Source organism: Streptomyces sp. AP-93, from assembly GCF_022808175.1.
In the GTDB taxonomy this organism is placed as follows: domain Bacteria; phylum Actinomycetota; class Actinomycetes; order Streptomycetales; family Streptomycetaceae; genus Streptomyces.
Window position 1 is genome coordinate 20181 of record NZ_JALGBX010000009.1, and the last position, 25106, is coordinate 45286.

The 25106-nt window shown below is 72.8% G+C and carries 21 protein-coding genes; 6 read left to right on the forward strand and 15 right to left on the reverse strand.

The genetic code is table 11. The annotated features are described in order from the left end of the window. Positions 1 to 109: 109 nt before the first annotated feature. The 3 genes from MTF69_RS16515 to MTF69_RS16525 are packed head-to-tail and all read right to left on the reverse strand — an operon-like array spanning position 110 to position 3092. Positions 110 to 1321: a dipeptidase gene (locus MTF69_RS16515; protein WP_243335146.1), complete on the reverse strand. Its 1212-nt coding sequence runs from the start codon at positions 1319 to 1321 to the stop codon at positions 110 to 112. Then, entirely contained in the window at positions 1318 to 1854 is a 537-nt protein-coding gene (gene purE / locus MTF69_RS16520; RefSeq protein WP_243335148.1) for a 5-(carboxyamino)imidazole ribonucleotide mutase, read from the reverse strand. Before purE ends, MTF69_RS16515 begins: the two co-directional genes overlap by 4 nt. Next, positions 1851 to 3092, reverse strand: a complete 1242-nt coding sequence (locus tag MTF69_RS16525; RefSeq protein WP_374323193.1) for a 5-(carboxyamino)imidazole ribonucleotide synthase — start codon at positions 3090 to 3092, stop codon at positions 1851 to 1853. Before MTF69_RS16525 ends, purE begins: the two co-directional genes overlap by 4 nt. A gap of 121 nt (positions 3093 to 3213) precedes the next feature. Here MTF69_RS16525 and MTF69_RS16530 point away from each other — a divergent pair, with 121 nt between their 5' ends. Next, positions 3214 to 3762, forward strand: a complete 549-nt coding sequence (locus MTF69_RS16530) for a GtrA family protein (protein ID WP_243335149.1) — start codon at positions 3214 to 3216, stop codon at positions 3760 to 3762. Positions 3763 to 3792: 30 nt separating this feature from the next. On the opposite strand, the gene MTF69_RS16535 is transcribed toward MTF69_RS16530, so the two are convergent. Further along, a complete protein-coding gene (locus MTF69_RS16535; protein WP_243335165.1) occupies positions 3793 to 5058 on the reverse strand; it encodes an ATP-binding protein in 1266 nt (421 codons plus the stop codon). Between the two features lie 86 nt (positions 5059 to 5144). After that, positions 5145 to 5822, reverse strand: a complete 678-nt coding sequence (locus tag MTF69_RS16540; RefSeq protein ID WP_243335168.1) for a response regulator transcription factor — start codon at positions 5820 to 5822, stop codon at positions 5145 to 5147. Positions 5823 to 6309: 487 nt separating this feature from the next. On the opposite strand from MTF69_RS16540, the gene MTF69_RS16545 reads away from it, so the two are divergent. Beyond that, positions 6310 to 7806: a peptide MFS transporter gene (locus MTF69_RS16545; RefSeq protein WP_243335170.1), complete on the forward strand. Its 1497-nt coding sequence runs from the start codon at positions 6310 to 6312 to the stop codon at positions 7804 to 7806. A gap of 94 nt (positions 7807 to 7900) precedes the next feature. On the opposite strand, the gene MTF69_RS16550 is transcribed toward MTF69_RS16545, so the two are convergent. The 8 genes from MTF69_RS16550 to hutU form a co-directional block, all read right to left on the reverse strand. Continuing rightward, positions 7901 to 9247, reverse strand: coding sequence for a hypothetical protein (locus tag MTF69_RS16550; protein WP_243335172.1), 1347 nt, complete (start codon positions 9245 to 9247; stop codon positions 7901 to 7903). Beyond that, the gene (locus MTF69_RS16555) at positions 9244 to 10344 is read right to left on the reverse strand and encodes a hypothetical protein (RefSeq protein WP_279345874.1); all 1101 of its coding nucleotides are present in this window, start codon (positions 10342 to 10344) and stop codon (positions 9244 to 9246) included. Before MTF69_RS16555 ends, MTF69_RS16550 begins: the two co-directional genes overlap by 4 nt. Before the next feature lie 89 nt (positions 10345 to 10433). Then, positions 10434 to 11525: a hypothetical protein gene (locus tag MTF69_RS16560; RefSeq protein WP_243335174.1), complete on the reverse strand. Its 1092-nt coding sequence runs from the start codon at positions 11523 to 11525 to the stop codon at positions 10434 to 10436. 17 nt (positions 11526 to 11542) lie between these two features. Continuing rightward, on the reverse strand, positions 11543 to 12238 hold the full coding sequence (locus tag MTF69_RS16565; protein ID WP_243335176.1) for an LPXTG cell wall anchor domain-containing protein: 696 nt from the start codon (positions 12236 to 12238) through the stop codon (positions 11543 to 11545). A gap of 232 nt (positions 12239 to 12470) precedes the next feature. Further along, positions 12471 to 13649: an imidazolonepropionase gene (gene hutI / locus MTF69_RS16570; RefSeq protein ID WP_243335178.1), complete on the reverse strand. Its 1179-nt coding sequence runs from the start codon at positions 13647 to 13649 to the stop codon at positions 12471 to 12473. 242 nt (positions 13650 to 13891) lie between these two features. Then, positions 13892 to 15256, reverse strand: coding sequence for a formimidoylglutamate deiminase (locus MTF69_RS16575; protein WP_243335180.1), 1365 nt, complete (start codon positions 15254 to 15256; stop codon positions 13892 to 13894). Then, positions 15247 to 16437 carry an allantoate amidohydrolase gene (locus MTF69_RS16580; protein WP_243335604.1) on the reverse strand — a complete coding sequence of 397 codons (1191 nt, stop codon included), beginning with the start codon at positions 16435 to 16437 and terminating at the stop codon, positions 15247 to 15249. Before MTF69_RS16580 ends, MTF69_RS16575 begins: the two co-directional genes overlap by 10 nt. 35 nt (positions 16438 to 16472) lie before the next feature. Further along, positions 16473 to 18152, reverse strand: a complete 1680-nt coding sequence (hutU, locus tag MTF69_RS16585; RefSeq protein ID WP_243335184.1) for a urocanate hydratase — start codon at positions 18150 to 18152, stop codon at positions 16473 to 16475. A 104-nt stretch (positions 18153 to 18256) separates the two neighbouring features. Between hutU and MTF69_RS16590 the strand changes: the two genes are divergently transcribed. After that, positions 18257 to 19633: a diaminopimelate decarboxylase gene (locus MTF69_RS16590; RefSeq protein ID WP_243335186.1), complete on the forward strand. Its 1377-nt coding sequence runs from the start codon at positions 18257 to 18259 to the stop codon at positions 19631 to 19633. Between the two features lie 856 nt (positions 19634 to 20489). Here MTF69_RS16590 and MTF69_RS16595 read toward each other — a convergent pair. Next, entirely contained in the window at positions 20490 to 21077 is a 588-nt protein-coding gene (locus MTF69_RS16595; RefSeq protein WP_243335188.1) for a TetR/AcrR family transcriptional regulator, read from the reverse strand. Positions 21078 to 21171: 94 nt separating this feature from the next. Between MTF69_RS16595 and MTF69_RS16600 the strand changes: the two genes are divergently transcribed. Then, positions 21172 to 22335 carry an NAD(P)/FAD-dependent oxidoreductase gene (locus MTF69_RS16600; RefSeq protein ID WP_243335189.1) on the forward strand — a complete coding sequence of 388 codons (1164 nt, stop codon included), beginning with the start codon at positions 21172 to 21174 and terminating at the stop codon, positions 22333 to 22335. 16 nt (positions 22336 to 22351) lie between these two features. Here MTF69_RS16600 and MTF69_RS16605 read toward each other — a convergent pair whose 3' ends face one another. Continuing rightward, positions 22352 to 23194: a MurR/RpiR family transcriptional regulator gene (locus MTF69_RS16605; protein ID WP_243335191.1), complete on the reverse strand. Its 843-nt coding sequence runs from the start codon at positions 23192 to 23194 to the stop codon at positions 22352 to 22354. A 244-nt stretch (positions 23195 to 23438) separates the two neighbouring features. Between MTF69_RS16605 and MTF69_RS16610 the strand changes: the two genes are divergently transcribed. Next, a complete protein-coding gene (locus MTF69_RS16610; protein WP_243335193.1) occupies positions 23439 to 24701 on the forward strand; it encodes an MFS transporter in 1263 nt (420 codons plus the stop codon). A 9-nt stretch (positions 24702 to 24710) separates the two neighbouring features. Then, positions 24711 to 25100, forward strand: coding sequence for a hypothetical protein (locus tag MTF69_RS16615; RefSeq protein WP_243335194.1), 390 nt, complete (start codon positions 24711 to 24713; stop codon positions 25098 to 25100). The last annotated feature ends 6 nt before the right edge of the window (positions 25101 to 25106 follow it).

Consider the following 25106-nt stretch of genomic DNA (forward strand, 5'->3'; position numbering starts at 1 on the left):
CGCCCGGCGGATGTGGCGTTCGGGTGTAACCGGCAGGTGTTCGCTGGTCACAGCCGTACGCCGGATCCGCCGGGCGGGGCCGGTCAGGAAGCGGCGGGGCTCCTCGGCCTCACACCTGGAGCACCGCGTTGGACGGGCCCCGGGAGGCCGACTGCTCGCGCGCCACCGCTTCGGCGTCGCGCAGCGTCCGTACCGCGTTCGACCAGGTCAGCTTGGCCAGGTCGGCCTTGGACCAGCGGCGTTCCAGCAGCTCGGCGACCAGGTTCGGGTACCCGGCCACGTCGTCCAGCCCGGCCGGGGTGAAGGCGGTGCCGTCGTAGTCCCCGCCGATGCCGATGTGGTCGACGCCGGCCACCTCGCGCATGTGGTCGAGGTGGTCGGCGACCGTGGCGGCCGTGGCCACCGGGCGCGGGCGCGCCTCCTCGAAGGCCCGGTGCAGGGCCATCGCCGCCGGGGTGGTGTCGAGGTGGTGGTGGCCGTGCGCACGCAGGTTCTCGTCGGCGGCCAGGGTCCACTCGACGGCCGCCGGCAGGATGAACTTGGGCACGAAGGTGGCCATCGCCACCCCGCCGTTGGCCGGCAGCAGCGCCAGCACGTCGTCGGGGATGTTGCGCACGTGGTCGCAGACCGCCCGCGCCGAGGAGTGCGAGAACACCACCGGCGCGGCCGTGACCGCGAGCGCGTCGCGCATCGTGGTCGCGGCGACGTGCGAGAGGTCGACGAGCATGCCGATCCGGTTCATCTCGCGGACGACCTCGCGGCCGAACTCGCTGAGGCCCCCGTGCCGGGGCTCGTCGGTCGCCGAATCCGCCCAGTCGATGGTGTCGTTGTGGGTGAGCGTCATGTACCGCACGCCGAGCTGGTGCAGGGCGCGCAGGGTGGCGAGCGAGTTGTTGATGGAGTGCCCGCCCTCGGCGCCCATCAGCGAGGCGATCCGGCCCTCGGCGCGCGCCGCCTCCATGTCGTCGGCCGTCAGCGCCCGCACCAGATCGCGCGGGTAACGGTCGATCAGCTGGGCGACGACGTCGATCTGCTCCAGGGTGGCGCTGACCGCGTCGTCCCCCGCGTAGTCGGAGCGCACGTAGACCGACCAGAACTGCGCACCGACTCCGCCGGCGCGCAGCCGGGGGATGTCGGTGTGCAGGTGGCCCTTCTGGTCGCGGCCGATGTCCCGCCGGTCCAGGTCGTAGCGCACGGTCTCGCGCAGGGCCCAGGGCAGGTCGTTGTGTCCGTCGACGACCGGGTGCTCGGCGAGCAGTTCGCGCGCCGCGTCCAGGTGCCGGACGGCGCCCGTCCCGCCCGCCGTGCCCGCCGCGCTCACTTGCCGAATCCGAACGACTCCTGGCCCGCGACCTTGTTGCGCAGCCGCTTGCCCTTCTCCGTGGCCTGGTCGTTCAGGTCCTGGAGGAAGTCGTTCATGCGGGCCCGCAGCTCCGGGTCGTGCGCGGCCAGCATCCGTACGGCGAGCAGCCCGGCATTGCGGGCACCGGCGATCGAGACGGTGGCGACGGGGATCCCGGCCGGCATCTGGACGATCGACATCAGGGAGTCCATGCCGTCGAGGTACTTCAGCGGGACCGGAACGCCGATGACGGGCAGCGGGGTGACGGAGGCGAGCATGCCGGGCAGGTGGGCGGCGCCGCCCGCGCCCGCGATGATCGCCTTGAGGCCGCGCCCGTCGGCCCGTTCCCCGTACGCGATCATCTCGCGCGGCATCCGGTGGGCGGAGACCACGTCCACCTCGTAGGGGATCTCGAACTCGTCGAGTGCCTGGGCGGCCGCCTCCATGACGGGCCAGTCGGAGTCCGAGCCCATGACGATGCCGATGACGGGAGCTGCTGCGGAGGTGCTCATTCTTGGATGGTTCCTCTGAGGTAGCCGGCTGCGTGACGTGCTCGCTCCAGCACATCGTCCAGGTCGTCGCCGTAGGTGTTGACGTGGCCGACCTTGCGGCCGTGTTTCACGTCCTTGCCGTACATGTGGATCTTCAGCTGGGGGTCGTGGGCCATGCAGTGCAGGTACGCCGCGTACATGTCGGGGTAGTCCCCGCCGAGCACGTTCGCCATGACCGTCCAGCGGGCGCGGGGGCGCGGGTCGCCGAGGGGGAGGTCCAGGACGGCCCGTACGTGGTTGGCGAACTGGGAGGTGATGGCACCGTCCTGGGTCCAGTGGCCGCTGTTGTGCGGGCGCATCGCCAGTTCGTTGACCAGGATCCGGCCGTCGGTGGTCTCGAAGAGCTCCACGGCCAGGTGGCCGGTCACGCCGAGTTCCTTGGCGATGCGCAGGGCCAGGGCCTGCGCCTCGCCGGCCAGGGCCTCCGAGAGGTTCGGGGCGGGGGCGATGACCGTGTCGCAGACCCCGTCCACCTGGACGGACTCCACGACGGGGTAGGCCACCGCCTGGCCGTGCGGGGAGCGGACGATGTTGGCCGCGAGCTCGCGGACGTAGTCCACCTTCTCCTCGGCCAGCACCGGGACGCCCGCCCTGAACGGGGCCTCGGCGTCCGCCTGCGTACGGACGAACCACACGCCCTTTCCGTCGTACCCGCCGCGCACCGTCTTGAGGATGACGGGGAACCCGCCGACCTCTTCGGCGAAGGCCGCCGCGTCCGCCGGATCGCTCACGATCCGGTGGCGGGGGCTGGGCGCGCCGATCTCGTCGAGCTTGGCGCGCATCACCCCCTTGTCCGCGGCGTGCACCAACGCGTCGGGCCCCGGGCGGACGGGGATGCCGTCGGCTTCCAGGGCCCGCAGGTGCGCGATGGGCACGTGCTCGTGGTCGAAGGTGATCACGTCACAGCCGCGCGCGAAGGCGCGCAGGGTCTCCAGATCGCGATAGTCGCCGATGACGACGTCGCTCACGACCTGGGCCGCCGAGTCCTGTGGGGTGTCACTGAGGATCTTGAATCTGATGCCGAGGGGGATACCCGCCTCGTGGGTCATGCGGGCGAGCTGTCCGCCGCCGACCATGCCGACTACCGGGAACGTCACTCCTCCAGGGTATCCGGCGGTATTCCGCCATCTGGACCCGCATGGGGACGTCCTTGGCCGGTACCCGGCGCTGGCGGGTGGCGGGTGTGCCGTGTGTCGCACGGTGTCCGAAGGCGCAGACGTACCGATGGGGCGACACTTAGCATGGGCGCGCACAGGTAAACGAGTGACGTAAACGTGTGACGCCTCATACGGGGGCCCCGAAGACAGGACTGAGCCTCATATGAGCAAGCCGGAGAACGGATCCGTCCTCGATCGCGTGCGCGGGCTCGCGCGCGAGATCGCCAGGTTCGGGGCCGTCGGCGGGCTGGGAGTCCTGGTCAACCTGGGTGTCTTCAACCTGATCAGGCAGGTCACCGACCTCCAGGTGGTGCGCGCGAGCGTGATAGCCACCCTGGTGGCGATCGTCACGAACTACCTGGGCTTCCGCTACTTCGCCTACCGGGACCGGGCCGACCGGACCGGAGCGGGCCGCACCCGCGAGCTCGTGCTCTTCCTCGCGTTCAGCGCGATCGGGCTCGTGATCGAGAACGGCATCCTGTTCACGGCCACCTACGGCTTCCACTGGGACGGGCCGCTCGCCTCGAACTTCTTCAAGTTCACCGGCATCGGCATCGCCACCGTGTTCCGCTTCTGGTCCTACCGGACCTGGGTCTTCAAGGCCCTGCCCGCGCCCCCCGCGGCCTCCCTGGTCGTCGAGCAGCGTGATGGCCAGGTCCCGGCGGACATACCGGCCCCGCCGGCGCGGACCCCCGAGACCGCCGCGAACTGAGACCCCCCGGCCGCCTGCCCGCGGCCGCCCTCAGCGGACCGTCCGCTCCGGATCGGAGCGCTCCGGCGCGGTCCGGCTGAGGAACAGGGCGAACACCGGCGGCCGGGTCTGGAGCAGCTCCAGGCGGCCGCCGTCGGCCTCCGCGAGGTCCCGGGCCACGGCGAGGCCGATGCCGGTGGAGTTGCGGCCGCTGATGGCCCGCTCGAAGATCCGGTTGCCGAGGTCCGGCGGGACGCCCGGGCCTTCGTCCGTGACCTCCAGTACGGCCTGGTTGCCGATCACGCGGGTGCGCAGCGCCACGGTGCCGCCGCCGTGCATGAGGGAGTTCTCCACCAGGGTCGCCAGGACCTGCGAGACGGCGCCCGGGGTGCCCACGGCGCGGATGCCGGTCTTCCCGGAGCGGACGACGGCCCGGCCGGCGCTGCGGTAGGCGGGGCGCCACTCCTCCAGCTGCTGTTTGACGACCTCGTCCAGGTCGAAGGGGACGGCGGAGCCCGTGCGCGGGTCCCTGGAGTTCGTCAGGAGCCGCTGGACCACGTCCGTGAGCCGTTCCACCTGGGTGAGGGCGATCGTCGCCTCCTCCCGTACGGTCGCCAGGTCGTCGGTGACGGTGATCTCCTCCAGCCGCATCGACAGGGCGGTGAGCGGGGTGCGCAGCTGGTGCGAGGCGTCCGCGGCCAGGCGCCGCTCGGCGGTGAGCATGCGGCCGATCCGCTCGGCGCTGGAGTCCAGTACGTCCGCGACCCGGTCCAGCTCGGGGACCCCGTACCGCTTGTGGCGGGGGCGCGGGTCGCCCGATCCGAGGCGCTCGGCCGTCTCGGCGAGGTCGGTCAGCGGGGAGGCCAGCCGGTTGGCCTGGCGTACGGCGAGCAGGACGGCCGCCACGACGGCGAGCAGGGCGACGGCGCCGACCACGGCCAGGGTCCGGCCGACCTCGCGGGTGACGGTGGAGCGGGACTCCTCGACGACCACGGTCTCGCCCTGCTCCCCGCGGGCGGTGCCCCGGATGACGCTGTCGGTGATCCGCGTCCCGATCTCGACGGGCTCCCGGCCGGGGATCGTGATCCGGGCGTACCGGCCGGGGTCGAGCTGTTCGGCGATCGCGCCGGGGTCGACCTGCTTCTTCTCCAGGACGTCGCTCTCGACGATGCCCACCAGCCGCAGCGCCTCGGACTCGATGCGGTCCTGGGCGCTGCTGGTGATGGTGCGGGTCTCGACGATGACGAGGGAGACCCCGAAGACGGCGATGACGACGAGCACCACGGCGAGCGTGGAGTTGATCAGACGGCGGCGCATGGCTCCGAGAATGCCCTAGATGTGCGGTCCGGGGTGGTCGGGGTGGCCCGGGGCGATCCGGTGGTCCGGGGCGGTCCGGGGCGGTTTCAGCTCTTCTCGAAGCGGAAGCCGACTCCACGGACCGTGGCGATGTAGCGGGGGTTGGCCGCGTCGTCGCCGAGCTTCTTGCGCAGCCAGGAGATGTGCATGTCGAGGGTCTTGGTGGAGGACCACCAGGTGGTGTCCCAGACCTCGCGCATCAGCTGGTCGCGGGTGACGACCCGGCCGGCGTCGCGGACCAGGACCCGCAGCAGGTCGAACTCCTTCGCCGTGAGCTGGAGCTCCTCCTCGCCCATCCACGCGCGGTGCGATTCGACGTCGATGCGCACGCCGTGGGTGGCGGGGGCCTGGGAGGCCTCGGTGGCGCCGCGCCGCAGCAGGGCCCGGACGCGGGCGAGCAGCTCGGCGAGCCGGAAGGGTTTGGTCACGTAGTCGTCGGCGCCGGCGTCCAGGCCCACGACCGTGTCGACCTCGTCGGCGCGGGCGGTCAGGACCAGGATCGGGAAGCCGTGGCCCTCGGCGCGCAGCCGGCGGGCGACCTCCAGACCGTCCATGCCCGGCAGGCCCAGGTCCAGGACGACGAGATCGATGCCGCCCTGCAGTCCCGCGTCCAGGGCGGTGGGGCCGTCCTCCCGGACCTCGACCTCGTACCCTTCCCGGCGCAGGGCGCGGGCCAGGGGTTCCGAGATGGATGCGTCGTCCTCGGCGAGCAGTACACGCGTCATGTGGGTGATGGTAGTCCGCGGCGGGGGAAAGAAGAGGCCTGCTTGCAGACCCCTGTCTATCTGGGCTTACGGACCGCTAACGGCCTTCGAATGTACCCAGTTGGTTCCACTGCAACCTGTGATCCATATCTCAAGTGCTTTCATATGCGGCACTGTCGTGTCGTATGGTGTCGAGACGCCTGATGCACTACCTCCAAGAGACTTTCGAGCCAAACACAGCCGAAGGTCTCTATTTCTGTCCTGATCGGACGGGCAGTCTCGATGGACTCACCCGTCCGGACTCGATGACAGTGAATGACCTATGGGGCCGGGCCCGCCGCGCGATGGTGCGCGAGCGGGCGTGGATCCCGGTTACGGATGTCCCTTCGCCCCCACAGGGGCGAGACCCCCGGGCGTGGGGTGGGAGGCCCGCAGCCGGTACCGGCCACTCGTCCCGGGCGCAGTTCCGCTCACGAAGCGAAGCGTCCCGAGCAAGCAAGGATCGACCATGGCTTCCAGCCTGACGAAGGACTCGGCCGGTAACGCCACCGAGAAGACCTTCCTCGGCCACCCCAGCGGCCTCGCCTTCCTCTTCATGACGGAGATGTGGGAGCGCTACAGCTTCTACGGCATGCGCGCGCTGCTCGTGCTCTTCCTGGCCACCAACGTCGCCGACGGTGGTCTCGGGATGAACGACGCGACCGCGGTCGCGATCTACTCCGTGTACAACGCGATGGTCTACCTCCTCGCCCTCCCGGGCGGCTGGCTCGGTGACCGCGTGTGGGGTGCCCGCAAGGCCGTGGCCGTTGCCGGTGTCGTGATCATGACGGGTCACTTCCTGCTGGCGGTGCCCTCGTCCATCTCGTTCTTCATCGGCCTGGCGCTCATCGCCGCCGGTTCGGGTGTCCTCAAGGCCAACATCTCCACGATGGTCGGCCAGCTGTACACCGACAAGAACGACCCCCGCCGTGACGGCGGCTTCACGATCTTCTACATGGGCATCAACCTCGGTGCCTTCGTCGCGCCGCTGACCATCGGCTACGTCGGCCAGGAGATCAACTGGCACCTCGGCTTCGCCATGGCCGGTGTCGGCATGGCCCTGGGCCTCGCCTTCTACTTCTTCGGCTTCCGCCACCTGAACCCGGTCTCGAACCAGGTTCCGAGCCCGCTGAGCGCCGCCGAGAAGTCCTCCGTCCTCAAGAAGGGCCTGATCTGGCTCGGCGTCGCCGTCGCCGCCTACGCGATCATCGGCCTGGCCGGCATCTTCACGATCAACTACGCGCTGTGGCCGCTGACCATCGCCGGTCTGGTCCTCCCCGCCTGGGCGATCCTGCGCATCAAGCGCGACAAGGACCTCTCGGGTGTCGAGCGCTCGCGCATGTCGGCGTACGTCTGGTTCTTCGCCGCCGCCGCGATCTTCTGGGCGATCTACGACCAGACCGGCTCCACGCTGGCCCTGTTCGCGAAGGACAGCACGGACAGCACGCTGTTCGGCTTCAACTTCCCGGAGAGCTGGTTCCAGTCGCTGAACCCGCTGTTCGTGATGGCGCTCGCGCCCCTCTTCGCGATGCTGTGGGTGGCGCTGTCCCGTCGCTCCAAGGAGCCCACCACCCTCGCGAAGTTCTCCTTCGCGCTGGTCATGATCGGCGTCTCCTTCGGCGTCATGATGATCGCCCAGGGCCTGGCCACCGGTGACACGAAGGTCAGCCCGATGTGGCTGGTCGGCGTCTACTTCATCCAGACCGTCGGCGAGCTCACCCTCTCCCCCGTCGGCCTGTCGCTGACCACCAAGCTGGCACCGCAGAAGTACGCCTCCCAGATGATGGGTGTCTTCTTCCTCGCGGTCACCGCCGGTGACTCCACGATCGCGCTGCTCCAGCTGCTCGGCGCCCCGACGGACACCCAGGGCTGGTTCGCCACCCAGGGCGTGCTCGCGGTGCTCGCCGGTATCGCGATCTACATGTACCGCAAGAAGGTCCAGCCCCTCATGGGCGGCGTGCACTGACGCACCCCCCGACAGGGCGAACGGCCCGGCACACCGCGAGGTGTGCCGGGCCGCTGCTGTTTCTGCGGCCGCTGCTGTTGCTGCGTGGGTGCCGTTACCGCTGGCCGCGCAGGCGGCGCCACGGGGTGAAGGTGAAGACGGCCGCGCCGAGCAGCATGACCGTGCCGGCGACCAGGGCCAGGGCCTTGATGCCGCCGTCGTCCGATGCTCCGGTCTCGGCGAGGCCGCCCGAGGTGCCGGAGCCCGAGGAGCCCGAGGAGCCGGAGGTGCCGGAGCCGCCCGCCTGGGCGACGGTGTCCAGCTCCAGCGAGACGCCGGTGGACTTCGCGACGCAGTTCACCGTGAGGGGAGCGGGCAGCGCGGGCAGCGTGACCACGATCGCCATGTTGCCCGGGCTCAGCGTGACCCTGCCGGTCTTGCCCGGCTTGTAGGTGCCCGTCATCTCGCCGAGGCTGACCTTCGAGCCCGCCGGGATCGGCGCCGCGTTGGCCACGCCAACGACCTTGACCGTGGTGTTGTCGGCGCCGCCGAGCGTGATGATCATCGAGGGCTTGAGGGCCCCCACGGGCAGGGGCGCCGGGCTGTCCATCGCACCCTGGGACTTGACGGTCAGGGCGAAGTCCCCCCCGACCTTCTTCGCACTGATCGTGACCGGGGCCTTGATGCCGTCGGGGACGGTCTCGCCGCACTCGTACGCCACTTCCACGGGCTTGCCCGGGAAGTCGCTCTGGCCGCCGCCGGTCGGGCTGGGCGAAGGGCTGGTGGGCGGAGCCGTGGTGGGCGGCGGGGTGGTCGGCGGCTTGCTGGTGGGCGGCGGGGTGGTCGGCGGCTTGCTGGTGGGCGGTGGGGTGGTCGGGGGCTGGCTGGTGGGCGGCGGGGTCGTGGGGGGCTGGCTGGTCGGCGGCGGGGTGGTCGGCGGTGTGGTGCCGCCGCCGACCGTCACGTCCAGCTCCAGCGACGGCTTCGGGTTGTTGCCCGGGGTGCAGGTGGAGGTCGTCCCCATCGCCTTGATCAGCAGGACGCCGGCGGTGAAAGTGACCTTGCCCGACTTCTTGGGCGTGTACGTGCCCGTCAGGTCGCTGATCTTGATCGGGGTGTTGGCCGGGATGGGCTCGGGGTTGGGCGGGCCGTCGACATCGACCGTCCCGGTGTCGTCACCGCCCAGGACGATCTTCGCGCTCGGCTTCATCGCGCCCGCGCCGAGTTCGAGGGGGCTGGAGGAGACGCCCTTCTGGAAGGACATCGTCAGCTTGTACCCGCTGCCCTCCTTCACGGCCTTGATGTCGATCGGCGAGACCGCCGACTTGTCCCCGATCGGCGTCTTGCAGTCGTACTTGACGTCGACCACGTCCGCCTGAGCGGGCGTGGCTCCCATGGCGATGCCCGCGCCGCCGAGCAGCAGCGCGACCGCGGCCGCGCTCGCCCTCCGTTGGGTATTCACTGAAGTCCCTTCGTCGTCGGACTGTTCTCAGACGGTGCGGACGTCTGTGGTGCAGTTGCTTCTGTTTCCGGTGTCCCCGGCGCGCTGTCCGGGGTGAACCACGGCAGTACCGCCGTGGTGGTCTGTGGGGGTTCGGCCGCCGGTGCGGAGCGGGCCAGCGGTCCTCGTACGGGACCTCGCGCGGGCCCCCGTACCGCCGGGATCCGCGGCAGCCGGGCGGTCACCGCCGCTGCCGGGTCGGGCTGCGGCCGGTGGCCGCGGTGGCGGCCTGATTCTCGGGGGCGGACCTTGTCGACGACGGCCATGCCGATCCGGAAGATCCCGGCCGGGATCACCAGGAGGAGCAGGCCCCAGAACAGCAGCACCCCGTACGGGCGGGCGACGCCCCAGGGCTGCGTGGCCAGGACCGTCTCCCCGTACTTGAGGGAGAGGGCGTAGTCCCCGTGGGCGCCGGCGGTCAGGGTGGCGTCGAGGGAGATCTCCGCCTTGCCCCCGGGCGGGATGGTGCCCTTCCATCGGACCTCTTCCCAGGTCGGCGCGAACACCCCGTGGGCGGTGCCGAGCTGGAAGACCGGGTCCTTGACCGCGGCGGAGCCGAGATTGCCGACGGTGACCGTGAACTTCCGGCCGGGCGGGGCCCCGAACCAGGTCAGCACCCCGTCCTCGCCCTTGAGCTGGACTCCGGTGAGCAGGGCGAGCCGGGCCGTGCCGCCCTCGGCGGGCAGGTCGGCCACCGGGTGGTCGGTGATCTTCAGTGGGGCCCCGACGGTGGACTGGTCGCCGTTGACGGAGGTCACGTTGACCACGCAGGGGCAGGGCTTGGGCGGGCCGACCACCGGGAGCTGGGCGGAGAAGTGCCCGTTGTCGGCGACCGAGACGGCCACGCCGTCGGCGTTGGCGCAGCTGTTGGTGCCGCCGATCATGTTCTGCCCGCAGACCAGCAGCATCACCATCGTCTTGGGCCGCCAGCCCGTTCCGGTGACGGCTATCTCCGTGCCCTTGGCCGCTTCCTTGAGCGAGAGGGCCACGGCGGGTTTGGCCCCGTCGTCCGCGGCGGCCGGTGCTGCCGCCAACAGCGCCAGCACGCACGCCACCAGAGCCGCCGTCAGACCCGCCGCCAGGCCCCCGCGTCCCGCCGCGGCCAGGGCCCTGACCCTGCCGCCGTGTCTCCCACCGGCCTTGGCGCTCACCTGGGTGCTCCCGTCAACTCGTGTTCCTGCGCTGGGGCTTCTTCGGGTACGGCGCTCCCGTGCGGCGCGGGCCCGGACCCCGGTCCAGACCCGCCGGACCGGATCCGCCGCTTGCGTTCGAGGAGCAGGGCGGCCGCCGCGACGGCGCCGAGGCCCAGCAGCCCGAGGCCGGTCGCACCCGCGATCCCCCAGGGCACGAACCAGGCCGAGGCGCTCCCCGTGGCGCGGGCGCCGCCGGGGGCCGTGACGGTGAGGGTCAGGGCGACCCGGTCGAACACGGGCGCGCCGGGCCAGGGTTCGGTCAGCTCCACGCGCTGGCCGGGCAGCACCTCGACCGGCAGGGCGCGGGCGCTGCGGCCCGCGACCTTGCCGAGGGCGCCCTCGGCGCGGATGACGAGCTCGGGGGCGAGGGCCACGTTGCCGCGGTTGACCAGGGTGTACGCGACGCGCGCGGTCGCGCCCTTGCCCCGTACGGAGACGTCCTCGACCGTGAGCGCCGCCAGCGCCGGGCCCCCGACGCGCAGGTGGACCCGTACGCCCACCTCCCGGCCGGCCTCGGTGGCGACGACGGCGGCCGGGTGGTCGCCGGGCGGGGTGCCGGGCGGCACGGTGACGGTGAAGGGGACCACGGCGCGGGTGTGCGCCGGGACCTTGACCGTGGTGCCCGCGCCGAAGCTGATCCAGCGGCCCGCGCCGGTGGCGGCCCCTTCCGAGCCGCCTCCGGCGGCGGGCTTGGCCGAGCGCAGCGCGAAGGCGCCGGCCGCCGTGTTGTAGGCGTCGGCGCCGCGCAGGGTGATGGTGCGCTCCTGGTCGCTGGTGTTGGCCAGGGCGAGGCGGTCCTCCAGCACCGTGCCGGAGGGACCCGCGACGTAGAAGAACGGGCGGGCGGAGTACGGGCGGGCGGAGTACGGGCGGGCCCCGGCCTTCGCCGCCGCCGGTGCGCTCCCGGCGACGGGCTCGGCGGTCCAGCCGGGCCCGTCGGCGGCGGCCGGGGCCGCCACCGCGCAGGAGAGCACGGCGGCGGCCACGGCGGCGACGGCGGCGAGGAGGAACCCGCCGGACCTTCGGGGCGAGTGGAGCACGGGCATGACCGGGTGCGCTCCGTTCAGGACCGGGCCCGCTGGCCGCGCCGGGTCAGCCAGAGCACACCGGCGGCTCCGGAGAGGATCACGGTGGCGCCGAGGGTTCCGAGGGCGATGGCGGAGTCCTCGGGGCCGGTCTGCGGGAGGCTGCCCCCGGTGGAGCCGGTCGATCCCGTGGAGCCGGTCGATCCGGTGGCGCTGCCGCCGCCGGGGGCCGTCACGTCGAGTTCGAGGGACGGCCCCGGGCTGTTGCCCGGGGTGCAGGTGGTGGTGGTCCCCATCGCCTTGATCGTGAGCACGCCCGCGGTCAGGGTGACCTTGCCGGACTTCTTGGGCGTGTACGTGCCCGCGAGGTCGGTGATCTTGATGGGGGTGTTGGCCGGGATGGCCTCGGGGTTGGGCGGACCGGAGACCGGTACCGACACCTTCTCCGCGCCACCGACCATGATCACGGCACTGGGCGTCATCGCGCCCTTGCCGAGCTCGATGGGGCTGGAGGAGACGCCCTTCTGGAAGGACATCGTCAGCTTGTACCCGTTGCCCTCCTTGACTCCCTTGATCTCGATCGGCGAAACCGCCGATTTGTCCCCGATGGGGGTCTTGCAGTTGTACTGGACGTCGACAACGGCCGCATGGGCTGCGGGGGCGGCCAGCAGTACCGCCGCCCCCGCCAGCGCGGAGGCCAGCGCGAGCGCGGTGGAGCGTTTCCGGTCGGACACCTTCGTCTTCCCCTCGAACCTTGGGCCACAAGTTACTGACGGCACATCAGATTGGGGGCTCAAGGTACGCCGGGGGCCTTACGGAGGGAAGACAAAGGACAGCGCCGTATCAACAGCCCGTCCATAGCCCGTCCATAGGCCGCCCATGGGCTGCTCATGGGCTGCTCATGGGCCGTCCGGACGCCGCGATCCGCACCCGGGGGCGGTCTGCGGCGTCCGGATTCCGGCTGTTTCAGGCCGTCTTGCGGCCCTTCTGCCAGACGGCCGAGACCAGCGGAACGCCCGGCCGGTAGGCGAGGTGGACGTGGCTGGGGGCGTCGAGCAGGGCCAGGTCCGCGCGGGCGCCGGGGGTGAGGGTGCCGATGTCGGAGCGGCGCAGGGCGCGGGCGCCGCCGGCGGTGGCGGACCACAGGGCCTCGTCCGGGGTCATCCCCATGTCGCGGACGGCGAGGGCGATGCAGAACGGCATCGAACTCGTGTAGGAGGAGCCCGGGTTGCAGTCGGTCGACAGCGCCACGGTCACCCCCGCGTCGAGGAGCCGCCGCGCGTCGGGCCACTGCGCGCGGGTGGAGAACTCCGCCCCGGGGAGCAGGGTCGCGACGGTCGTGTCCGCGGCCTGGGCCAGGGCGTCGACGTCGGCGTCGGTGAGGTGGGTGCAGTGGTCGGCGGAGGCGGCCTCCAGCTCGACGGCGAGCTGCACGCCGGGGCCGTGGGAGAGCTGGTTGGCGTGGACGCGCGGGATGAGCCCGGCGGCGGCGCCGGCGGTCAGGATCGCGCGGGCCTGGTCCCCGTCGAAGGCGCCCTTCTCGCAGAACACGTCCACCCAGCGGGCGTACGGGGCGCAGGCGGTCAGCATCTCGCCGGTGACGAGGTCCACGTAGCCGGCCGGGTCGTCGGCATAGTCCGGGGAGACGATGTGCGCGCCGAGGTAGGTGACCTCCTCGGTGTGCGCGGAGGCGATGCGGAGTGCTCGTGCCTCGTCCTGGACCGTAAGGCCGTAGCCCGACTTGGTCTCGAAGGTGGTGGTGCCCTGGCGGCGGGCCTCGTGGAGGTGGCGCAGCAGGTTCGCCTCGAGCTCGGCGTCGGAGGCGGCGCGGGTGGCGGCGACGGTGGTGCGGATGCCTCCGGCGGAGTAGCTGTGGCCGGACATGCGGGCGTTGAACTCTGCGGTGCGGTCGCCCGCGAAGACGAGGTGGGAGTGGGAGTCGACGAAGCCGGGGATCGCGGCGCGGCCCTCGGCGTCGTGCCGCTCGTCCGCGGCCGGGGCCTTGTCGGCGGGGCCGACCCAGGCGATGGTGTCGTTCTCGATGACGACCGTCGCGTTCGCGATGAGGCCGAGGGGGGTGCCGTCGCCCAGGGCGGGGTCGTTGGTGACGAGGCTGCCGATGTTGGTGATGGCTGTGGTGGTCATGATCCCTCGGGGTCGTCGAGTTGTTTGTTCCCCCACCCCGCCCCTTCCCGAAACCGGGGCTCCGCCCCGGACCCCGTTCCGGGCGCTGCGCGCCCGGTGCGCTCAAACGCCGCGCGGGCTGGATTTGCCCCCGGCGGGGGCAAATCCAGCCCCGCCGGCGTTTGAGGCGCGGGGGTCCGGGGGCGGAGCCCCCGGTTTCGGGAAGGGGCGGGGTGGGGGGAGGCCCGCCGCAGGCGGGGTCGTCAGGAGCGGAGGGCCGCGATGGTGGTGGCGAGGGCGGACGGGACGTCCTCGATCAGGGTGTGCGACCCGTCGCGGACGATGTGGCGGCCTCCCACCACCGTGTGGCGGATGTCCGCCGCCGAGGCGGCGAAGACGGCCGTCTCCGCGGCGAGGCGGGGCAGCGCGCCGGCCGTACGGACGGAGTCCAGCGCGATCGTGGTGAAGTCCGCCAGGGATCCCGACTCCAGACGGCCCGCCTCGGACCAGCCCAGGGCGGCGTGCCCGTCCTCGGTGGCGGCGGCGAGCAGGGCGTTCGCCGTCCAGTGGCCGCGCGTACGGCTGCTCAGCCGCTCGTTCAGCTCCATCGCCCGTGCCTCTTCGAGCAGGTCGATCACCGCATGGCTGTCGCTGCCCAGCGAGAGCGGGCTGCCCGCGCGCTGGAGGCGTACGGCCGGGCCGATGCCGTCGGCGAGGTCGCGTTCGGTGGTGGGGCACATGCAGGTGCCGGTGGTGGTGGAGCCCAGGAGGGCGATGTCCCCGTCGGTGAGGTGCGTGTTGTGCACCCCGGTGGTGCGCGGGCCGAGCACCCCGTGGTCGGCGAGCAGCTCGGTCGGGGTGCGGCCGTGGGCCGCCAGGCAGGCCTCGTTCTCGGCGGTCTGCTCCGAGAGGTGGACGTGGAGCGGAGCCCGGCGCTCCGCGGCCCAGTCGGCCACGGTGGCCAGTTGCCCCGCCGGTACGGCGCGGACCGAGTGGATCGCGGCGCCGATCAGGGCGTGTTCGCGGGGCTTGAGCGCCGAGACCCGCTCCGCCCAGGCGTCGGCGGTGGAGTCGGAGAAGCGGAGCTGGTGGGGGTTGGGTGCCTCTCCGAAGCCCGCGGCCAGGTACGCGGTGTCCAGCAGGGTGATGCGGATGCCGGCCTCGGAGGCCGCCGCGATGAGGGCCTCGCCCATAGCGTTGGGATCGGCGTACGGGACTCCGCCCGGGGCGTGATGGACGTAGTGGAACTCGCCCACCGCCGTGATGCCGGCCAGCGCCATCTCGGCGTAGACGGCCCGCGCGAGCGCGAAGTAGCTGTCGGGCGTGAGGTTCTGGGCGACCTTGTACATGAAGTCGCGCCAGGTCCAGAAGGTGCCGCTGCCGACCTGCACGGTGGAGCGCAGGGCCCGGTGGAAGGCGTGGCTGTGCGCGTTGGCCAGACCCGGGAGGGTCAGTCCGCGCAGCACCTCGGCGCCCGGGGGCGGGGTCTCGACCCCGGTGCGCAGGGCGGAGATCCGCCCGTCGCCGGCTTCCGCGGCGGAGCCGCTCGTGGACACGTCCAGGGCGACGCCCGGCTCGACATGAGTGCCGAGCCAGGCGTGCTCCAGCCAGTACGTCTTCAGCGGCACGCGAGGCCTTCCAGTACGTCGGCGAGGGCGAGGACGCCTGCCACGCAGTCGTCCTCGGCGGCGAACTCCCGCGGGGAGTGCGAGACCCCTGTGGGGTTGCGTACGAACAGCATGGCGGTCGGGACGGCCGCCGAGAGGATTCCGGCGTCGTGTCCCGCGCCCGTGCCGAGCACGGGGACGGACCCGCCGAGGATCCGGTTCATCTCCTCGCGCAGGGCGTGCTCGAACTCGACGACCGGGGTGAAGGACTCCCGGACCACGTCCAGGTCGATCCCCTCGTGGTCCGCGCGCTCGCGGGCGGCCTTCTCGATCGCGGTCACGACCGTGTCGAGGGTGGCCTGGTCGGCGGCGCGGGAGTCGAGCCAGCCGCGTACGAGGGACGGGATGGCATTGACGCCGTTGGGCTCGACGGAGATCTTCCCGAAGGTGGCCACGGCCCCGGCGAGGGCCGCCTCGGCGCGGGCCGCGAGCACGGTCTGCGCGTAGGTGAGCATCGGGTCTCGGCGGTCGGCCAGCCGGGTGGTGCCGGCGTGGTTGGCCTCGCCGCGGAAGTCGAAGCGCCAGCGGCCGTGCGGCCAGATCGCCGAGGCGATGCCGACCCGGTCCCCGGACAGGTCGAGGGCCCGGCCCTGTTCCACGTGCAGTTCGACGAAGGCGCCGATGCGGGCGAGGCGTTCGGGGTCGGCGCCGATGGCGGCCGGGTCGTATCCGGCCTCCTCCATGGCCTGCGGGAGACTGACGCCGTCCGCGTCGCGGAGCTCGTACGCCTTCTCCTTGGTCAGCTGTCCGGCGGCGAGCCGGGAGCCGACGCAGGCCAGGCCGAAGCGGGCCCCTTCCTCGTCGCCGAAGTTGGTGATGGCCAGGGGCCTGGAGAACTCCGCTCCCCTCCTGCGGAGTTCGTCCAGGGCCGCGAAGGAGGACACCACCCCGAGGGGGCCGTCGAAGGCCCCGCCGTCGGGGACGGAGTCCAGGTGGGAGCCGGTGACGACGGCGTCCCCCGCGAGGGGGTCGCCGAGCCAGGCCCACTGGTTGCCGTTGCGGTCGGTCTCGTACGCGAGCCCGCGGGCCTCGGCCTGCGCCTGGAACCAGGTCCGGCAGTCGGCGTCGGCGCCGGTCCAGGCGTAGCGGCGGTACCCGCCGGAGTCCGCGTGGCGGCCGATGGGCCGGAGCTCGGCCCACATGGAGTGGAAGGAGGCTCCGGCGGCGGCGTCCTCGCTCACGCGTCGTCGCCCTCGCGCATCGGGATGCGGACGCCGCGCTCGTCGGCGACCGTCTCGGCGATGTCGTAGCCGGCGTCGACGTGGCGGATGACGCCCATGCCGGGGTCGTTGGTCAGGACGCGGCGGATCTTCTCGCCCGCGAGCTTGGTGCCGTCGGCGACCGTGACCTGGCCCGCGTGGATGGAGCGGCCCATGCCGACGCCGCCGCCGTGGTGGATGGAGACCCAGGAGGCGCCGGAGGCCACGTTGACCATGGCGTTGAGCAGCGGCCAGTCGGCGATGGCGTCGGAGCCGTCGAGCATGGCCTCGGTCTCGCGGTACGGGGAGGCCACCGAGCCGCAGTCGAGGTGGTCACGGCCGATGACCAGCGGCGCGGCGAGCGTCCCGTCGGCGACCATCTCGTTGAAGCGCTCGCCGGCCTTGTCGCGCTCGCCGTAGCCGAGCCAGCAGATGCGGGCGGGCAGTCCCTGGAAGTGGACGCGCTCGCCGGCCATCTTGATCCAGCGGTGCAGCGACGCGTTTTGAGGAGAATCGGCCTCGGGGAAGAGCTCCAGCATCGCCTTGTCGGTCTTGTGGATGTCCGAGGCCTCGCCGGACAGCGCCGCCCAGCGGAAGGGGCCCTTGCCCTCGCAGAACAGCGGCCGGATGTAGGCGGGGACGAAGCCGGGGAAGGCGAAGGCGCGCTCGTAGCCGGCCAGCTGGGCCTCGCCGCGGATGGAGTTGCCGTAGTCGAAGACCTCGGCGCCCGCGTCCATGAAGCCGACCATGGCCTCGACGTGCGTGGCCATCGACTCGCGGGCGCGGGTGGTGAACCCGGCCGGGTCCTTGGCCGCATAGTCGGCCATGTCGTCGAAGTCGACGCCCACGGGCAGGTAGGCGAGCGGGTCGTGGGCCGAGGTCTGGTCGGTCACGATGTCGATCGGGGCACCCTCGGCCAGCATCTGCGGGAGCAGCTCGGCGGCGTTGCCGAGCAGACCGATGGAGAGCGGCTTGCGGGCGTCGCGCGCCTCGACGGCGAGCTGCAGCGCGTGCCGCAGGCTGTCCGCCTTGACGTCCAGGTAGCGGTGCTCGATGCGGCGGTCGATGGCGCGCGGGTCGACGTCGATGCAGATGGCGACGCCGTCGTTCATCGTCACGGCCAGCGGCTGGGCGCCGCCCATGCCGCCGAGCCCGGCGGTGAGGGTGATGGTGCCGGCCAGCGTCCCGTTGAACTTCTTGGCGGCGACGGCGGCAAAGGTCTCATAGGTCCCCTGCAGGATGCCCTGGGTGCCGATGTAGATCCACGAACCGGCGGTCATCTGGCCGTACATGGTCAGACCCAGGTTCTCCAGGCGGCGGAACTCCTCCCAGTTGGCCCAGTCGCCGACCAGGTTGGAGTTCGCGAGCAGCACGCGCGGCGCCCACTCGTGGGTCTGCATGACGCCGACCGGGCGGCCGGACTGGACGAGCATCGTCTCGTCCTGCTTGAGGGTCTGGAGGGTGCGGACCATCGCGTCGTACGAGCGCCAGTCGCGGGCGGCCTTGCCGGTGCCGCCGTAGACGACGAGCTTGTCGGGGTGCTCGGCGACCTCGGGGTCGAGGTTGTTCTGGAGCATCCGCAGCGCGGCCTCCTGCTGCCATCCCAGGGTGCTCAGCTCGTTACCTCGCGCGGCACGTACGGGGCGGGGTCCTGACATGGCGGTGCCTCCTCCGGTGTTGGTCAATCTATTCACATCTTTACCCCCTGAATAGATTCAGTCAACAGCTGCGGGCGGACGCGCCGGATGATGGGATGACGTACATGGCAGTCGACGCACACGCGCACGCCGCCGGGGACTCCGCCGCAGACGCCGCCGCGGGCTCCGCCGGGCGACGGGACCTGGCCGTACGGGCCGCCGTGGAGCAGGGCCTGATCGACGAGGACGCGCCCCTCCTCTGCCTGCTCGACACGGCCGGCATCCGCGCCTCCGCCACCGCCCTGACCAGCGCCTTCGCGGCGGCCCTCGCCCCCGGCACCCCCGCCCTGCACGCCTTCGCCGTCAAGGCCGCCCCGCTCGTCCCGGTGCTGCGGCTGCTCGCCGACGCCGGGCTCGGCTGCGAGGTGGCCAGCCCCGGCGAGCTGGCCCTGGCCCGCGCGGCGGGGGTATCTCCGGACCGCATCGTCCTCGACTCCCCCGCGAAAACGGCCGCCGAACTGCGGGAGGCCCTCGCCCTGGGCGTCGCGGTGAACGCCGACAACCGCCAGGAGCTGGAACGCCTCGACGCGCTCGTCGCGACGGCGCCCACCACCTCCCCGATCGGCGTACGGATCAACCCGCAGACCGGCGCGGGCACCATCGACGCCCTCTCCACCGCCACGGCCACCTCGAAGTTCGGCATCGCGCTGCGCGATCCGGGCGCGCGCGAGTGGCTCGTACGGGCGTACCTGGACCGGCCGTGGCTCACCCGGCTGCACACCCACTCGGGGTCCCAGGGGGTGTCACTGGCGCTCATCGCCGAAGGAGTGCGGGAGCTGTACGCGCTGGCCGAGGAGATCAACGAGGCGGCCGGGCGGCGCCAGGTGGACACCCTGGACATCGGCGGCGGCCTGCCGGTGAACTTCAGCTCGGACGCGGTCACCCCCACCTACGCGGAGTACGTGAGCGCGCTGCGCTCGGCCGTCCCCGGGCTCTTCTCGGGGGCGTACGGGCTGGTCACGGAGTTCGGGCGGTCCCTGACCGCCAAGCACGGGCTGGTGCTCACGCGGGTGGAGTACACGAAGACCACCGGCGGGCGGCCGATCGCGCTCACGCACGCGGGGGTCCAGCTGGCCACCCGAACGGTGTACGCCCCGGCGGCCTGGCCGCTCCGCATCCTGCCGTACTCCGCGAAGGGGGCTCCGCTGACGGGGCCGGTCGTCGCCCAGGACATCGCCGGGCCGGCCTGCTTCGCGGGTGACCTGCTGGCGGCTGCGCGGGAGCTGCCGCTGCTGGCCCCGGGGGACCTGGTCTGCGTGCCCGACACCGGGGCGTACGCCTTCACCGCGCACTACGGGTACAACAGCCTGCCGCGGCCGGCGGTGCACGGATTCACCGTGGACCCCTCGGGCGGGGTCCGCTTCGCCTTGGCCCGCGCGGCCCAGCCCGTCTCCACGATCCCGGCAGAAGCCGGCGCAGCCACCCCGAACGCCCTCCTCTAACGCCCCCGGGGGGCCCGACCCGGGGCGCTGCGCCCCCGCGAACCCGCTGCGCGGAGCCCGTGTGCAGCAGGTTCGGCCCTGCGGGGCAAAGTCCCCGACCCACCCTTCCACCGTTCCCCGGACCAGCCCGGACCCGCACCTCAAACGCCGGCGAGGCTGAGGAATGCCACCGGGCTCCGCCCGGGAAAAGGCCCCGGGCTCCGCCCGGCCCCCTGGGGCTCCGCCCCAGACCCCGGTCCTCAAACGCCGGACGGCTGAAAAGCCCAACCCCGGCCGAGACGGAACGCTCGCCCGGCCGGGGCCGGAAGCCCGACCGGCCGGAGTCGGAAGCCCGACCGGCCAGGGCCGGAAGCCCACCCCGCCGGGGTCGGAGGCTTGGCCGGGCGGGGCCGGACGCCCGCCCGGCCGGGGTCGGAAGCTCGACCGGGCGGAGTCGGAAGCCCGACCGGCCAGGGCCGGAAGCCCGCCCGGCCGGGGTCAGAGGCCCGCCCGGCCGGGGTCGGAAGCTCGCCCGGCCGGGGTCGGAAGCTCGCCCCGCCGGGGTCGGAGGCTTGGCCGGGCGGGGCTGGGGGCGGCCGGGACGGGGACGGGGGCGGGGTGGGGTGTCGGCCTGGACGTAGAGCGTGATTTGTGGCGCAGGTGCAGCCCGCGCCCTGTCGGAGTAGAACAGGGGGCGCCTAAATCATGCAGTCCAGGCCGACACCCCACCCCGACCCCGGCACCGGCCCACCCCGCAGCCCAGCCCCACGACCCGCCACGTACAGGCCGACGCCGGCCACAACCCAGCCCCGCCGGCGTTTGAGGCGCAGGGGCCCGGGGACCGGTCCCCGGCAGCGGCGCCGCACCCGGATCCGGGTCAGGGCGAAGCCAGCACCGCCGCCTCCAGGGACGGCGTCAGCGCCGCGATCACCGCCTCCGGCGAGAGCCCCGCCATCGGGGGAAGGCGGAGCAGGTAGCGGGTCAGGGCCAGGCCCAGGAGGTGGGTCGAGACCAGGCCCGCCACCCGCAGCCCCCGCTCGGCCCCGAGCGCGCCCGCCAGCGCCGGCGCGACCTGCACCGCGAAAACCTCCCGCATCCGCGCCGCCGCCGCCTCATTGGTCACCGCGGAGCGCAACAGCACGAGCAGCGCATCGTCCGCCGGATCCCCTTCCCACCGCTCCACGAAGTGCCGCACGAGCACCTGCGCCAACTCCCCCGCCGCAACCCCCGACAGGTCCGGCAGCCGCAGGTCCACCGCGAGGGCCGCGTCGAAGAGCCCCTCCTTGCTGCCGAAGTACCGCATCACCATCGACGGGTCGATCCCCGCGTCCGCCGCGACGCCGCGGATCGTCGTCCGTTCGTACCCCTGCGCGGCGAACCGTTCCCGCGCCGCCCGCAGGATCGCCGCCTTGGTCTGCCCGCCCCGAGTCTCCCCCGTCACGCCGGCCACTCCGTCTCGCGTCATGCCAACAAGCGTAGGCCAACACCCGTTGACATGCCATCACCCCCGCCGCATCCTTAAGTCAACAACCGTTGGCATCCAGGAGGAGAACAAGGCCATGTCGCTCCCCACCACCACCCGCACCCGCGTAGCCATCGTCGGCGCCGGCCCTACCGGCCTCACCCTCGCCCTGACCCTCGCCGAGGCCGGCATCGACTTCGTGCTCCTGGACCGCCAGGCGGAGGGCGCCAACACCTCCCGCGCCGCCGTGGTCCACGCCCGCACCCTGGAGGTCCTCGACGAGCTCGACCCGGCCACCTGCGCCGAGCTGGTCCGGCGGGGCAAGGCCGTCACCCGGTTCCGGATCCGCGACGGCGCCCGCCCGCTCGCCGCCGTCACCTTCGACGGCCTGCCCACGGCCCACCCGTACGCCCTGATGATCCCCCAGGACCAGACGGAGGCCGTGCTCCTCGACCGGCTGCGCGCCCTCGGCGGCGACGTCCACCGCCCGTACGAGGTCACCGCCGTCACCCAGTCCGCCGACCCGGTCGGGGTCACCCTCACCACCGCCACCGGCGAGACCCTGTACGCCGACTACGCCGTCGGAGCCGACGGGATGCACAGCACGGTCCGCGGGGCCGCCGGGATCGCCTTCACCGGCAGCCCCTACGCAGAGTCCTTCGTCCTCGCCGACGTGCGGATGGACTGGGCCCCGGGCCCCGAGGAGGTCTCCATGACCTTCAGCGCGGCCGGTCCCACCGTGGTGGCCCCGCTTCCCGGAGGCCGCTACCGGGTGGTCGCCACCGCCGCCGACGCTCCCTCCGAGCCCGGCCTGGCCTTCGTCCAGGCCCTGCTGGACGCCCGCTCCCCCGGCCAGGCCGCCGTCACCGACGTCGTCTGGTCCTCGCGGTTCCGGGTCCACCACCGGGTCGCGGACCGCTACCGCGCGGGCCGCCTGCTGCTCGCGGGCGACGCCGCGCACGTGCACAGCCCGGCCGGCGGCCAGGGCATGAACACCGGCATCCAGGACGGCCATGCCCTCGGCCGCGCCCTCGCCACCGCCCTCGCCACCGGTACGGACGAGGCCCTCGACGCGTACGGGGCCGCCCGCCGGCCGGTCGCCCTGCACGTCGTGGCGCTGACCGACCGGCTGACCCGGCTCGCCACCAACCGGAACCCCGCCCTGCGCGCCGTACGCAACACCCTGCTCCCGCTCCTCGCCCGCGTCCCGGCCCTGAACAAGCGCCTGGCCACCGAGCTGGCAGAGCTCCGCTACCGCTAGGGCCGCCCCGACCGGCCTACTCCACGAACAGCCCGCGCGCAGCGGCCCGCGCGTCGAAGGCCTCCAGCCGCGCCTGCGCGTCCGGCAGCGCGTCCGCCATCGCCTCCAGCAGCACCCGCCCGAGCAGCATCGGCGCGCACGCCGTGTCGAAGGCCAGGCCGGTGCCGACGGGCGCCGGGATCAGCAGGTCGGAGTTGCGGGCCACCGGCGCGAAGGCCGAGTCGGCGACCGTCACCACGGTCAGCCCGGCCCCCCGCGCGTGCTCCAGGGCCTCCGCCACCTCCTTCGGATGGCGGGGCAGCGCGAAGCACAGCAGGGCCGAGGCCCCGGCGCCCGCGGCCGCGTCGATCCGGTCGGCGAGCATCGAGCCGCCCTCGTCGAGCAGCCGTACGTCGGGGTGGACCTTCGCGGCGAAGTACGCGAACCCGCGCGCCTGCGAGGACGCCGCGCGCAGCCCCAGTACGGGCAGCGGGCTCGACCCGGCCAGCAGCCGCCCGGCCTCCCGTACCGGCGCCGGGTCGGCGAGCATCAAGGAGAGCTGCCGCAGGTTCTCGATCTCGCCCTGCACGGCCTGCTGGTACTCGTTGTACGCGTCCTCGTCCCCGCTCCCCGCCCGCTCGGCGGGGGCCACCTCCCGCAGGTGCCGGCGCAGCGCGGGGTAGCCGTCGAAGCCCAGCGCCACCGCGAACCGGGTCACCGACGGCTGGCTCACCCCGGCCAGCTCGGCGAGCTCCACGCTCGACAGGAAGGGCACCTCCGCCGCCCCGCGCACCATGCAGTGCGCGATGCGCCGCTGGGTCGGCGTCAGCCGGTGCCCCTCGAACAGCTTCTGCAGCCGGGCCGCAGGGCTCTCGCTCATCCCGTTCCCCTCCGTCCCGCCCACCCGGCGGCCGGGCGGCCGCCGACGGGATATTCACTCACCGAGCACTCTGCATGCGGTTATGCAGGACGGCAACCCGCGCCCGCGATCCGAGACCTTCCCCAGCCGCCCCCGGACCCGGATCAATTCGCTTGACCGGCCCTCGGCCGGCGCTTGATCCTCAAGGGCCGGCCGCCGGGATCCACCCGGTCAACCCCCGCCGAATTCAAGCGAATTGGCCCCCATGGTGTCTTCGTCCGTCTCCGCCCCACCCCTGCCCGGAACCCCCCTGTGGACCAGGAACTTCGGCTTGTTCTTCACCGCCCGCATCGTGTCGATGCTGGGCGACATGATGATGCCGGTCGCCCTGGCCGTCGCCATGATCTCCCTCGGCTACGGGGTGAGCGGCATCGGGTACGCGCTCGGCGCCTGGATGGGGTCTTTCGCCCTCTTCATCGTCTTCGGCGGGGTGATCGCGGACCGCTTCCACCCCCTGCCGCAGATGATCGGCGCCGACGCGGTCCGGTGCGTGGCGCAGGGCTCCTTCGCCGTCTACCTCTGGCTCGGCCACCCCGGCCTGTGGTTCGTCATCGCAGGATCGGTCCTCGGCGGCATCGCGACCGCGATGTTCCAGCCGGGCACCTCCAGCCTCGTCCCCCAGGTCTCCACCGACCCCACCCAGGCCAACGGGGTGCTGCGGGTGAGCCAGGGGATGGCCACGATGGCCGGGCCGGCGCTCGCCGGCGTCCTCGTCGCCGCCACCTCGACGGCCTGGGTGTTCGTGATCGACGCCGCCACCTTCGCGATCAGCGGGGTCTGCCTGCTCGCGCTGCGGCTCCCTCGCTTCGAACCCGACCGCTCACAGTCCACGCTGACGAACCTGCGGGAGGGCTGGGACGAGTTCCGCTCCAGGTCCTGGCTGTGGGCCGTGATCCTGATCTGGTGGGTGCTCGGGGTCTTCGTCTGGGGCCCGCTCACCCCCCTCGGCGCGGCCTCGATCATCGCGGAGCACGGCAAGGCCGCCTTCGGGTACGCGGAGGGCGCCTTCGGGGCCGGCTGCGTCCTCGGCGGCGTCGTCGCGCTCCGGATCCGCCCGGCCCGCCCGCTGCTCGGCGGCGGCTTCGCGATGTTCCTGTTCCCGATGATGCCGCTGGCCGCGGCCCTGGTCCCGGCCCTGCCGCTGCTCATGCTCGGCTACGCGATCAGCGGCGTGGGCTGGGCGTTCTGGGGCGTCCAGTGGTCCACCACGGTGCAGACCCAGATCCCCGAGGACCGGCTCAACCGCGTGACCGCGTACGAGGTGGGCGGTTCGATCCTCGCCATCCCCCTCGGCCAGGTCCTCTCGGGCCCGGCGAGCAGCCTCTTCGGCGTCCGCCCGCTCCTGCTGGCCGGCGCCGCGATCAGCCTCGGCTGCGCCCTCGCCCTGATCGTCGTCCGCCCCGTCCGCGGACTCCTGCGGCGCGATACGGGGGCTAGCCCCAGTGCCGGCAAGGGCGGCGGCTCCTAGGGTGGCGGGATGGAGTCCCAGGAGCTGAAGAAGGAACTCTCCGCCACGCTCGACGCCCGGCGGGAGCTGGGGGCGGAGTACGAGGCCGCGCTGGTGGACTCGTTCGTGGAGAAGGTCGACACGCAGGTGCGCCGGCGCCTCGCCGAGGAGCGGCTCTCCGCGGCCCGCGGTACCCACCCGAGCGCGGCGGACTCCCCGGACGGCAACTTCGGCGAGCGCTTCGGCTTCGCGATCATCACGCTGGTGCTGGCGATCCCGCTCTCCGCGATCGGCGCCGCACAGGCCCATCTCAGCGGCCTGGTCGTGGCCTGGCTCGGCATCCTGGGCGTCAACTACGTCCACGCGGCGAAGTTCCGCAGCCGCCACCGGGGCGAGCGCGGTACCGACCCGCTGGACTGACGGGCA